This is a genomic window from Arenicella chitinivorans (assembly GCF_014651515.1).
GTDB lineage: Bacteria > Pseudomonadota > Gammaproteobacteria > Arenicellales > Arenicellaceae > Arenicella > Arenicella chitinivorans.
Genome location: NZ_BMXA01000001.1, coordinates 642225 through 654573, shown reverse-complemented (window position 1 = coordinate 654573; position 12349 = coordinate 642225). Strand labels below are relative to the sequence as shown.

The 12349-nt window shown below is 48.6% G+C and carries 8 protein-coding genes and 6 tRNA genes; 1 reads left to right on the top strand and 13 read right to left on the bottom strand.

Annotation, left to right across the window (positions count from 1 at the left end):
* Positions 1 to 5: 5 nt before the first annotated feature.
* The 13 genes from IE055_RS02945 to IE055_RS02885 all read right to left on the bottom strand — a co-directional run bounded on the left by IE055_RS02945 (position 6) and on the right by IE055_RS02885 (position 10126).
* Positions 6 to 863: a pirin family protein gene (locus tag IE055_RS02945; RefSeq protein WP_189398493.1), complete on the bottom strand. Its 858-nt coding sequence runs from the start codon at positions 861 to 863 to the stop codon at positions 6 to 8.
* Between the two features lie 150 nt (positions 864 to 1013).
* Positions 1014 to 1090: transfer RNA gene (locus IE055_RS02940), tRNA-Asp, on the bottom strand.
* Between the two features lie 16 nt (positions 1091 to 1106).
* A tRNA-Val gene (locus tag IE055_RS02935) sits at positions 1107 to 1182 on the bottom strand.
* 499 nt (positions 1183 to 1681) lie between these two features.
* Positions 1682 to 1954 (bottom strand): HU family DNA-binding protein, encoded by a 273-nt coding sequence (locus IE055_RS02930; protein ID WP_189398492.1) that lies wholly within the window; start codon positions 1952 to 1954, stop codon positions 1682 to 1684.
* 427 nt (positions 1955 to 2381) lie between these two features.
* The gene (gene lon / locus IE055_RS02925; RefSeq protein WP_189398491.1) at positions 2382 to 4799 is read right to left on the bottom strand and encodes an endopeptidase La; all 2418 of its coding nucleotides are present in this window, start codon (positions 4797 to 4799) and stop codon (positions 2382 to 2384) included.
* A gap of 253 nt (positions 4800 to 5052) precedes the next feature.
* Complete coding sequence (clpX, locus tag IE055_RS02920; protein WP_189398490.1) at positions 5053 to 6324, bottom strand: ATP-dependent Clp protease ATP-binding subunit ClpX; 1272 nt, start codon at positions 6322 to 6324, stop codon at positions 5053 to 5055.
* A 251-nt stretch (positions 6325 to 6575) separates the two neighbouring features.
* On the bottom strand, positions 6576 to 6965 hold the full coding sequence (locus IE055_RS02915; RefSeq protein ID WP_189398489.1) for a rhodanese-like domain-containing protein: 390 nt from the start codon (positions 6963 to 6965) through the stop codon (positions 6576 to 6578).
* A 26-nt stretch (positions 6966 to 6991) separates the two neighbouring features.
* Positions 6992 to 7564 (bottom strand): ATP-dependent Clp endopeptidase proteolytic subunit ClpP, encoded by a 573-nt coding sequence (clpP, locus tag IE055_RS02910; RefSeq protein ID WP_189398925.1) that lies wholly within the window; start codon positions 7562 to 7564, stop codon positions 6992 to 6994.
* 339 nt (positions 7565 to 7903) lie between these two features.
* Positions 7904 to 9220, bottom strand: a complete 1317-nt coding sequence (gene tig / locus IE055_RS02905) for a trigger factor (protein WP_189398488.1) — start codon at positions 9218 to 9220, stop codon at positions 7904 to 7906.
* Positions 9221 to 9538: 318 nt separating this feature from the next.
* Positions 9539 to 9623: transfer RNA gene (locus IE055_RS02900), tRNA-Leu, on the bottom strand.
* Between the two features lie 49 nt (positions 9624 to 9672).
* Positions 9673 to 9748 (bottom strand) — tRNA-His (locus tag IE055_RS02895).
* A 117-nt stretch (positions 9749 to 9865) separates the two neighbouring features.
* Positions 9866 to 9942: transfer RNA gene (locus IE055_RS02890), tRNA-Arg, on the bottom strand.
* A 107-nt stretch (positions 9943 to 10049) separates the two neighbouring features.
* Positions 10050 to 10126: transfer RNA gene (locus IE055_RS02885), tRNA-Pro, on the bottom strand.
* 308 nt (positions 10127 to 10434) lie between these two features.
* Here IE055_RS02885 and htpG point away from each other — a divergent pair.
* Entirely contained in the window at positions 10435 to 12312 is a 1878-nt protein-coding gene (gene htpG / locus IE055_RS02880) for a molecular chaperone HtpG (RefSeq protein ID WP_189398487.1), read from the top strand.
* The last annotated feature ends 37 nt before the right edge of the window (positions 12313 to 12349 follow it).

Genomic DNA, 12349 nt, shown 5'->3' with positions numbered 1-12349 from the left:
ACAGCTTAATCATCAGGCAAAGGAATAAACTCTTCGGCGTCCCCGATTACGGGCGCAAAGTCGCCGGCTTTCCAGTCGCGCTTAGCTTGGTCGATTCGATCTCGATCAAAAGACACAAAATTCCATTCCAAGTGTGGTGCATCGGACCATGCTTCGCCCCCGAGCAGTACCGCTCGAGAATACCGTAAAGCGACGATACTAGCCTGTGGGGACAGCATTGCCGTTGCCCCTTCACCGACAACGACGCCATCGACATTAATGCCGCCCTGCGCAACATACACGAGGCAATCATGGTCCGGATTCGGACGCTCGATGTGCTCCCCCTTCCCGGCCAGAACATCCACCATAAACATTGGCGAAAACGTCTTGATTTTTGACTGCATTCCATATGCTTCACCAATCACTAGACGGATAATAACGTCGTTGAAGGTTTTGTGCGGCAGGTCATTGCGCTCGATATGCATAAAGCTGGGTTCAATTTCTGCGAATTCTCGCGGCAGAGCGACCCAGCATTGAAGACCATTCAGTGAGTGTGATCGGGAGCGCACCTCGATCGATTCACGCTCTGAGTGCGTTACACCACGACCAGCCACCATCCAGTTAACGTCGCCGGGACAAATCTCCAGACAGTTACCCAAACTATCGCGATGCAGGATTTGGCCCTCTATGAGATACGTGACGGTCGCTAGCCCGATATGCGGGTGTGGCCTCACATTCACCCCAGCACCGGGATCAAACTTCACCGGTCCCATATGATCAAAGAAAACAAAGGGGCCAACCATGCGTTGCTCTGGATTAGGCAGCACACGAGAAACTGAGAATTCACCCAAATCAGTCACTTTGGGAATGAGTACTTTCGCCATGGTGCTCTCCGCGAGTATGAAGAGTACCGAAGATAGCAAACAGAGTGCATGATTAGATGAATACGCTCCGCCGATAGACATTGTCTTGATTAAGCGGGCAAAAAAAAACGACTGCGATCTGCAGTCGTTTTTTTTAATCTTCAGTAAAAGTGGCGGAGCGGACGGGACTCGAACCCGCGACCCCCGGCGTGACAGGCCGGTATTCTAACCAACTGAACTACCGCTCCGCATTTTTACTAAATCTGGTGGGCGCTAGTGGACTTGAACCACTGACCCTCGCCTTGTAAGGGCGATGCTCTACCAACTGAGCTAAGCGCCCGAATCTCGTCGATTTGGGAGGGCGATAATAGCAGATGTTTGGAGCCTTGCAAGTAAAAGTTACAACTTTTTTTTGCCGCCTCTTGAGTGTCTGCTGCCCTCGAAAGCGGCGCTAGTTTAATCGATTATGAGATATATGCAATATGTTTCTAACTATTTTTTACAAAACCTGAACAACTCACAAATTTGCTGGTTACCGTACTAGAAAAACGCTGACTTACTCTCGTCAAGCATTACTCAATAAGCGACGTTTACAGGCAACAAGAATGCACGCTCTTCCAGTTGCATTGAACTAACGGCGTTTAAAACGGGCTCAAGACCTCAATGGTACCTGACAAATCAGGCGAGCTGCGTCGCAGGAAGTGCGGAGGAGAAAGGAGAAGAAAGGAGCGTGATCGACCAGAGACCGTGTCGAAGGAAGGGACGATCTAAGAAAGATGTTTATAGTGTCTTGCAAACATCTTCCTTAGACCAATCTTAATACAGATAAAGCGAATGCCTTAGTTCAATGCATCCTTCAATGCTTTACCAGCTTTGAATTTGGCTAATTTAGAAGCTGGGATTTTGATCGTTTCGCCAGTGCGAGGATTGCGGCCGTCACGTGCAGCACGCTCACTCACTGAGAAAGTACCAAAACCAACAAAAGTAACACTGTCGCCCTTTTTCAGCGCACCAGTGATGCCTTCTAGAACTGCGTCAAGCGCATCGCCAGCAGATGATTTAGAAATGTCCGCTTTGGCGGCGACTAGTTCGATTAGTTCTGATTTATTCACACTTAATTCCTCAAGGTAATATGGTTTATTAGTTATGTATTTAGGTAGATTGTTGTGTCTCGCATGAAAAATAGGTAGTTTGACACATATTCTAATTTCGCAGACGCACCACACACAGTGGACACACGAAACGCGGGAGAGCTACATTAAAATATGGAATCAATCCGCCTTCAATGATCTCCTGTCTATGGCCGAGTCGCACCGTGGAAGAGCGCAATCTCCATACGGCAGACTGTTCCTGTTACGTGATCGCTGCCGTTACCACAGCGGGTATGATGTTCCTTTTACCTGCAAAAAACAATATTGACTTACAAAAAAATTTCCTATAAACCCAATAACTACGCGGGTTTCCAGCCATTTGGCCATTAACTTAGTTTAATCTGGCGTTTTAATAAAACGCCAGATCGTGTTGATTTTCAATAAGAAGTTAATGATGCGCCGCGGATTCCGGTTCTTTTTTGCCTTTAGCGCTAGTTACCGAGGATTTATTTTCCTCGTCACCTGCACCTACTTTGGGATGCTCAGCTAAGGCAACTTCGAGCACTTCATCGACCCATTTGACTGGTACGATGTTCAAATCCGCTTTAACTTCATCCGCGATTTCGACCAAATCTTTCTCATTCTCCTGCGGAATAATCACTGTTTTGATTGCGCCGCGATGGGCAGCTAGAAGTTTTTCTTTTAAACCACCAATCGGAAGCACTTCACCGCGCAGCGTTATTTCGCCGGTCATCGCGACATCTGCTCGAACTGGTGTATTGGTCGCCGCCGAAATCAACGCTGTGCACATCGCAATACCTGCACTTGGGCCGTCTTTTGGCGTCGCGCCTTCCGGAACATGAATATGGAAGTCGCGCTCGGAGAAGAATTCTTTGTCCAAGCCCAAGGCGTGAGAGCGTGAGCGAACCACGGTCACCGCAGCTTGAATCGATTCTTGCATCACGTCGCCGAGTTTTCCGGTATAAGTCTGCTTGCCTTTTCCTGGCACTATCACAGACTCAATTGACAAGAGCTCACCGCCAACCGAGGTCCAAGCCAGACCTGTGACCTGCCCGACTCGATTCTCTTCCTCTGCCAGACCAAAGCTAAACTTGCGCACGCCAAGGTAGTCGCCCACGTTGGCCGAGTCGATAACGACTTTCTCAAGCTTACCGTTCATGACCAACTGCTTAGTCACCTTGCGGCAAATCTTGGCGATCTCACGTTCGAGACCACGTACGCCCGCTTCTCGCGTGTAATACCGAATTACGTCTAGAATTGCGTCGGCCTTGATCTCGATCTCGCTTGGTCTCAAACCATTATTCTTAGTCTGCTTTGCGACCAGATAGCGTTGCGCAATGTTCAACTTCTCGTCTTCGGTATACCCTTCCAGACGAATCACTTCCATGCGGTCTAATAGAGGCCCAGGGATGTCTAGACTATTGGCGGTGGCTACGAACATGACTTCTGATAGATCGTAATCCACTTCCAAATAATGGTCAGCAAAGGTTCCGTTTTGTTCTGGGTCCAGAACCTCAAGCATCGCTGAGGCCGGATCACCACGAAAATCTGCTGCCATCTTGTCGATTTCATCGAGCAAGAACAGCGGATTCCGCGTCTTGACCTTGGCCATATTTTGCACAATTTTACCCGGCATGGAACCTATATAGGTCCGACGATGACCACGTATTTCTGCCTCGTCACGCACACCACCTAAGGACATACGAATAAACTTACGGTTGGTGGATTTAGCAATAGATTTACCGAGCGACGTCTTGCCGACCCCAGGGGGGCCGACCAAACACAAGATCGGGCCTTTCATTTTCTTTAATCGTTGTTGAACGGCAAGGTATTCAAGAATGCGCTCTTTGACCTTCTCCAGACCAAAGTGGTCTTCGTCTAAAATCTTTTGCGCGCCTTCGATATCACTGCGCACACGGGATCGTTTTTTCCACGGAACTTGTACAATCCAGTCGATGTAGTTTCGTACCACAGCCGCCTCAGCTGACATCGGCGACATCATCTTTAATTTCTTGATCTCAGAATCGACCTTCTCGCGTGCCTCTTTCGGCATACCTGCCGCGTCGACTTTAGCTTGAATTTCTTCTAGCTCGCTCTGCCCTTCTTCCGACTCACCCAATTCATTTTGAATGGCTTTCATCTGTTCATTCAGGTAGTACTCGCGCTGGCTCTTTTCCATCTGCTTTTTCACGCGACCGCGAATCTTCTTCTCAACACGGTGCATGTCAAGTTCTGATTCCATAAACGACAGCACATGGTCGAGACGCTCGTTGAGATCATCCGACTCCAACAGAAACTGCTTGTCTTCGAGTTTCAGCTCAAGGAATCCGGCAATGGTATCTACCAAGCGATCCAATTCTTCGATAGCACGCAACTGACCAAGCGCCTCAGGGGCTACTTTGGAATTGATTTTACTGTAGTTCTCGAACTCACTCGTAAGCGTACGAATTGCCACGCGCGCTTCATTCTCTTCCACAGAACTGGCTGGCAACGGCTCAACCACGGCTGAGAAGCACTCAGTTTCCATGATCTTCTGCAAGTGAATACGCTGCTTACCTTCCACCAACACTTTGACTGTGCCATCGGGCAACTTCAACAATTGCAAAATATTTGCCAGCACACCAACCTGATAAATATCTTTCTCACCTGGCTCTTCCGTGGAGGCATCATGCTGCGCCACCAGAGCGATTTGCTTGCCGTTTTCCATGGCACGCTCGAGCGCAATAATCGATTTCTCTCGCCCTACAAACAGTGGAATGACCATATGTGGGAACACCACCACGTCGCGCAAGGGCAATAACGGAAACGGCGTTGAATAATCGATTGCTGTGGATTCTTCTGACATAGTTAGAAACCTTTAAATTAGTACGTTTGTTTGTACGTGAAGTCGGCGAACGTTCAGATCACCGCTTGCTTGTTACAAGTATAGGACATGTATGGGAGCACTCAGCAAGGGTTTCAAGTGGTCCAATACACTATTCGCCTAGAAGCTCCCTGCATTGGGCGATAAGCTGGGTGGCAACAAACCGCCACCAAGTCCACTGCGCTGAAATCACAGCGCAGCGCAGCGCACCCAACTGGATGCGCTGACGAAGTTGTTACGCTGACTTCTCGGCGTCAGCTTCTTCATAGATATATAACGGTCTCGCACCTTCGGTAATTGTGCTGGCATCGACCGATACCTTTTGCACGCCCTCTTTGGATGGCAGCTCATACATAGTATCGAGCAACGCATTCTCGAGAATCGAACGCAGACCGCGAGCCCCTGTTTTTCGCTTCAGCGCCTTCTGGGCAACTTCGCGCAAGGCGTCTTCACGTATTTCCAACTCGATACCATCCAATTTCAGAAGCCGTTGGTACTGTTTCACCAGCGCATTCTTAGGCTGCGTCAAGATCGTCATCAATGCGTCCTCATCCAGCTCTTCAAGCGTGGCAATAATCGGTAGACGACCAATGAACTCCGGAATTAATCCGTAACGAACTAGGTCTTCCGGCTCAAGCTTTTTAAGGTGCTCAGAGATAAATGGGTTGCTCGATTTACTGTGAACTTCCGCACTAAAACCGATCCCGCTTTTCTCCGAACGGTCACGAATAATTTGGTCCAAACCGGCAAATGCACCGCCGCAGATAAACAGAATATTTCGCGTATCGACTTGCAGAAACTCTTGCTGTGGATGCTTGCGTCCACCTTGAGGCGGGACTGACGCAGTGGTTCCCTCGATCAGCTTTAACAATGCTTGCTGAACCCCTTCACCTGAGACATCTCGAGTGATTGACGGGTTGTCAGATTTGCGTGAAATCTTATCGATTTCATCAATGTAAACAATGCCGATCTGTGCTTTCTCAACATCATAGTCGCACTTCTGCAATAGTTTCTGAATGATGTTTTCAACATCTTCACCGACATAACCGGCTTCGGTCAATGTGGTGGCATCGGCGATAGTAAACGGCACATTCAGTTGCTTGGCCAACGTTTCAGCCAACAGTGTTTTACCAGACCCTGTTGGGCCAATCAGCAAAATATTACTCTTGGCGATGTCCACGTCGTCTTCTACTTCCTGACTGCGGATTCGTTTATAGTGGTTATACACCGCCACTGAAAGCACTTTCTTTGCGTCTTCCTGGGAGATCACATAGTCATTTAAGCCGGTATGAATTTCTTCTGGCGTCGGGAAAGTTTCTTTTTCCTCCGCCTTAGAAATATCATCAATGGCTTCTTCGCGGATTATATCCTCACACAAGTCCACGCACTCATCGCAAATAAAGACCGAAGGTCCCGCGATCAGCTTACGAACTTCGTGCTGGCTTTTTCCACAAAATGAACAATAAAGTAGCTTATTATCGTCGTTACTTTTATTGTCGTCACTCATATTCACCCCTGAGGATAGATGCTACTCGCCGTATACATCGGCGCAAATGCGTAAAATTATCGATCTTGCTTCGGTAAGATGACCCGTCGTCACTAAATTGTAACCCAATTAAAGACCTGAATGAAACGTGATATCTGGCACTTGTCATCGAATATCTACCAGATAACGCGCTTGATTATATGTGGCGGCTGAACGCGATATTTCAAGAATGTGAATATAACGTCACAGCCAGTGTGATTAGGAAGCAAGCCCTACTGCGCCGCTAAACCCCGCACTCGGCGTGCATCATCGATCCCACCGAGATTTTCCACATCCAGATAACCAGCCTGGATTAGCAGTGCTTTCGCCTGTTCTGCTCGACCTCCTCGGGCACAATATAAGCGAATTGGCGTACGCCTATCGGGAATCCGTAGCGGTACTTCCTTCGCGACATCCGAAATAGGAATCCGGGCATCCCCATCAATGTGATCCAACTGATACTCTGCCCAACTTCGCACATCAATGTAGGTAACTGCGTCACTGGCCATGCCAGTAGCGCTGACAAGATATAGCGACACCGTCACACACGCGACGATTAGCGAGCGACTGAAACGTAACTTAAGACGCTGCTTACGCGCGATTCTTGATTGATTCAGCTGCACGTTGACTCGATGCGAGTTAGCAGAAACTAATCAGGTCGTTGCAAAATGACGTCGTCGATTAGACCGTACTCTTTCGCTTCGTCCGCCGCCATAAAATAGTCACGCTCAGTATCTTGCTCGATGCGTGATAAAGGCTGACCAGTATGCTTAACCAGAATTTGATTCAACTCTTCACGCACGCGCAGAATCTCTCGCGCATGAATATCGATATCTGATGCTTGCCCCTGGAACCCACCCAATGGTTGGTGAATCATAATCCGCGAGTGTGGAAGCGCGTATCTACCGCCGGTGGCGCCCGCGGTCAAAAGCAACGACCCCATACTGGCTGCCTGGCCGATACACACCGTGTTAACTTTAGGTTTGATGAATTGCATCGTATCGTAAATCGCCATGCCCGCTGTTACCGCACCGCCCGGACTGTTGATATACAGGTTGATGTCTTTGTCGGGGTTCTCGGATTCCAAAAACAGTAGCTGTGCAACAATTAGATTTGCCATGTAATCTTCGACCTGACCGACCAAGAACACCACGCGTTCTTTAAGCAATCGAGAATAGATGTCAAATGCGCGCTCACCGCGGCCGGTACTCTCCACCACCATGGGCACTAAACCACCGGCGGCATGCGGCTCTTGCACTGAGTTAGATAGGCCGGAAGACAGGCCAGGCTGATTTAAGTTGCTGTAAATTTGTGTCATGCGATTAGTCGAATTCAAAATGGTTAAGCGAGTATACCTTGCGAGACTCACATTTAGGGAGTCTCGGCTTAGATGTAATAACGATTTACTTAAACACAAGGGAAATGCGACACCTTGTGCGGAATAGGCGTAATGCTAGCAGGTTAACTGAGATCTAATGTCATTTGACAATAAAAAAGAGCGTGCAACCCCGAGATCACACGCTCCTTTTCGATCGGCTCAGCCGGACGGTAATGCCGCAGTCTACGCTTGCATATTCAACAAAGTAGACGCTTCCACGTTCTCAACCTCAACGTCGGCTTTCTCAATTAGAAGGTCGACTACCTGCTCTTCCAGGACAATAGATTGAACCTGCGCAAGCGCTTCCTGATTTGATTTGTAGTACTGAACGAACTCTTCTGGCTGCTCATACGAAGATGCCATTTTTTCGATGCGCGCATTCACGCGCTCTTCGTCGGGCTTGATCTCTTGTTTACGGATAATTTCCATCATCAGCAAGCCAAGTGCAACGCGCTTCTCCGCTTGCGGCTTGAGAACCTCAAACTCCGGATCTGGGAAATTTTCCAGCATCTTAGGGTCGATACCTTGCTGAACCATTTGATTTTTTTGCTCTTTAACCATACGACTCGCTTCTTCGCGAACCATTTTCAAAGGCACCTCAGTCTTATTGGCCTCGGTCAGGGCATCAAAAACGCGTTGACGCAATTGGGCACTCAATTGAGATTCGAGGTTGGTCTCAAGATTGCTTTTAACTTCAGCACGTAATTCGGCGACATCGCCTGACTCAATACCAAAGCTTTTGACAAACTCCTCGTCAACTTCGGGTAGCACCGGCTCAGACACCGTCTTAGCATCAATGGTAAACGTGGCAGTTTTACCTCCGAGCTCTTCGTTATAATCTGCCGGAAAAGTAACTTCAATGTCTTTGCTTTCGCCCGCCTTCATGCCTTTGATGCCTTTTTCGAAATCGGGCAACATTTGGCCTTCACCGAGCACAACTGGGTAATCGGAGGCTTTTCCACCTTCGAACTCTTCACCATCGATACGACCCACGAAGTCAACGATCGCACGATCACCCTTCTTGGACTTGCGCTTGACTTCTTTCCAGCTTAGCTGTTGCTTGCGCATATTCTCGACCACACGTTCGATATCTGCTTCTTCAACGGCGCTCTGTGGCTTTAGAATTTTGACACCCTCTAAATCCAGCTTCTCAAACTCTGGATAAACATCGAAGCTCGCTGTAAAGGTAAAGTCTTTACCTTTTTCGACCGGTGCCTCAGGCATGATGTCGGGCTGTACCGCTGGCACTTCGTCCTGACCTTGCAAGGCTTCTTGTAGGCTGGTTTGAATCAACTCACCTAAAACATCGTTCGTTGCGGTACCACGATACTGCTGTTCAACGATCTTCATTGGCACCTTGCCGGGGCGAAAACCTTGAATTTTTACGCGCTTAGAGAGCTGCTTTAATCTGGCTTGCACCGCGGTTTCGATCTTGTCAGCCGGAACGACGACGTTCATTTTGCGGCCAATGGCGCTGGTTTTTTCAACAGAAGATTGCATTCGTTACTCGCAGTCAGTGTTTAAGTTAATTAGTTTCGGAGGGTCTCAAATCAGTGTCATACTGACGGACCTCGATAAATCAGGGGCCGGATTCTACCACCAGACGCAGCGGGATAAAATGTTTCAAATGTTAAAAGTTGCTTGATAATGCAGGTGGAATTCGACGCTCATCGGCCGCATGTCGTTTCGAAGCGGTTGCGCCCTGAAAAAATGACACAATTCGCGCGCAAGTCTGAACTCCATCGATCGACACAAACTGTCGCCCAGAAAGAGAGAACGCGAATAAGGAAAGGCGAAGAAAAAGATTGTTATCGTGAATGGTGCGAGAGGAGAGACTCGAACTCTCACGCCGCAAGACACTGGAACCTAAATCCAGCGCGTCTACCAATTCCGCCACTCTCGCAAACACGATATACAGCAACAGCCAGCTCAGCGCCGACTGCCACGTTAGATGGGGTGACTGATGGGGCTCGAACCCACGACCACCGGAATCACAATCCGGGGCTCTACCAACTGAGCTACAGTCACCATATCACTAACCTGATACATGCCAGCAATTCAGCTTGAGTAAAACAAGGCTGAATACACCGCGCACGCAATACCAAAAATGGGACACGGTATGGCTACATTTAAGCAATCGGTTTATGGCGCGCCCGACAGGACTCGAACCTGTAACCTACGGCTTAGAAGGCCGTTGCTCTATCCAGTTGAGCTACGGGCACTCAACCTAACCATACTACCCCATCTACGAATGACTTCGTTCACTCTATTTCGAATAACTCTAAAGACCGACGAAATCACCGTAAATCCACTTTGCCACACGTAAAAATGGTCGGGGTGGAGGGATTCGAACCCCCGACCCTCTGGTCCCAAACCAGATGCGCTACCAGACTGCGCTACACCCCGACGGTGTGTGATTTACACTCTGTTCCGTGTTAAACACTTGGGATGGAACGGGTGCTGCTCAAGGGCTTTCCTAGAGCCAAATCACGCTGCAAAGCGTTGAGGCGCGACTATACTCAGAGATGCCTGGGTCGTCAACGAAAAACACGAAAAAAAAATGAATCCTAGCAAAATTGTTAATTTACGGTTTCCACTCGGGTTGGAAATCAATTTCGTGGCATTTTGTGTTCTTGAGAACTTGAATTTAATCATACCAACCCCATCACTGCCCACATCGAATTTTGAGTTTAACTTCACATCTTTAACTAATCATGAGCAAACAACAAACGCACGCATTTCAAACCGAAATAAGTCAATTACTGGATCTGATGATCAATTCTCTCTACAGCCAGAAAGAGATTTTTCTGCGCGAGTTGATCTCCAACAGCTCTGATGCAATCGACAAGCGTCGATTTGAGGCGTTAACAGACGCCTCACTGTTGAATGACGACGAAGAACTAGCGGTGACAATCACTACGGACTCAAACGCCAAAACATTGACCATCAGCGACAATGGTATCGGCATGAGTTACGACGAAGTGATCGAGAACATCGGCACCATCGCGCGCTCGGGCACCAAGAAATTTGTTGAAGCGGTCAAAAACAGTGGCAAGGAAGACGCCGATGTAAGCTTGATTGGTCAATTTGGGGTCGGCTTTTACTCGGTGTTTATGGTCGCCGACAAGGTCACGTTGACGACGCGCAAAGCGGGCACCAGCGAAGGTACGCAATGGGAGTCCGACGGCAAGGGCGAGTTCACGATCGAAACGATCGAAAAAGACCGTGTTGGCACTGACATCACGCTGCATCTGCGTGAAGAGGAGTCCGAGTACCTAGAAGACTTCCGTCTCAAACACATTATCCGTACGTATTCAGAGCACATCTCACTGCCGATCAAAATGCTGGCTCCTGCGCCACTCGATGAGGACGGTAAGCCACAAGAAGACGTCGAGCGCGAGTTCGAAACGGTCAATAGTGGGACCGCCATCTGGGCGAGACCAAAATCCGAGATTAGCGACCAAGAATATCAAAACTTTTATCAGAGCCTGTCATACGATATGGAGCCCCCCCTCTCTACCTTGCACCATAAGGTAGAAGGCAATATGGAGTACACGTCACTGTTATTTATTCCCAAGAAAGCACCATTTGATCTGTGGAACCGCGACAACAAGAAAGGCATCAAACTGTACGTTCGCCGCGTCTTCATTATGGATGACGCGGAACACCTATTGCCGCATTACCTACGCTTTGTAAAGGGTGTAATTGACTCTCAGGATCTACCCCTAAATGTGTCACGCGAGATTCTGCAAAGTGATCGTGACATTAAAAAAATCAAGGCAAGCTCGATCAAACGGGTACTGGATGAACTAACACGTTTGGCAAAAAACGAATCCGAACAGTATCAGGAATTCTGGTCAGAGTTCGGACAAGTGCTCAAAGAGGGCGTGGTCGAAGATATGGCCAACAAAGACAAAATCACGCCATTGTTACGTTTCGCGACTACGCAGTCTGATTCCGCCGCGCAAACCGTGTCGCTGGACGACTACATCGGTCGCATGCAAGAGGGTCAAGAAGCGATCTACTACATCACGGCAGAAAGCCACCAAGCGGCCAAGGGTTCTCCTCACCTAGAGGTGTTTGCCAAGAAAGGGATTGAAGTTCTACTACTCTGCGACCCAGTGGACGAATGGCTGGTCAACAGCTTAGGCACCTATAATGACAAGCCGCTGAAATCGGTCACCAAAGGCGACTTATCGTTGAGTGACGAAGAGAAAAAAGCACAAGAAGAGCAAAAAGAAGAACTGTCTTCGCTGACTGAGAAATTGCAAGACGTGTTGAGCGAAGCGGTAAAAGAAGTTCGACTCACCTATCGCCTCACCGAATCACCAGCCTGCCTGGTAGCGGATGAAAACGATCCCGGCGCGAACATGGAACGCATCATGAAAGCCATGGGGCAAGATGCACCGAGCACTAAGCCGATTCTGGAGATCAACCCAGAGCATGCGCTGATCAAAAAACTGGATACCAATAGCGACAGTTTCGCTGACTGGGCTCAAGTGCTTTTTGACCAGGCCGCACTGAGTGAAGGCGCGCAGATCAAAGACCCTGCCAATTATGTGAAACTGGTGAATAGACTCTTGGTTGCCTAGTTCACTTCGACTATGTCAATGATGAGAGCCACTGACG

Excerpts from the sequence above, each read along its gene's own strand:
- IE055_RS02945 (WP_189398493.1), bottom strand. The coding sequence starts at position 863 with ATGGCGAAAGTACTCATTCCCAAAGTGACTGATTTGGGTGAATTCTCA.
- lon (WP_189398491.1), bottom strand. The coding sequence starts at position 4,799 with ATGTCAGAAGAATCCACAGCAATCGATTATTCAACGCCGTTTCCGTTA.
- clpX (WP_189398490.1), bottom strand. The coding sequence starts at position 6,324 with ATGAGTGACGACAATAAAAGTAACGACGATAATAAGCTACTTTATTGT.
- clpP (WP_189398925.1), bottom strand. The coding sequence starts at position 7,564 with ATGGTGGTGGAGAGTACCGGCCGCGGTGAGCGCGCATTTGACATCTAT.
- tig (WP_189398488.1), bottom strand. The coding sequence starts at position 9,220 with ATGCAATCTTCTGTTGAAAAAACCAGCGCCATTGGCCGCAAAATGAAC.
- htpG (WP_189398487.1), top strand. The coding sequence starts at position 10,435 with ATGAGCAAACAACAAACGCACGCATTTCAAACCGAAATAAGTCAATTA.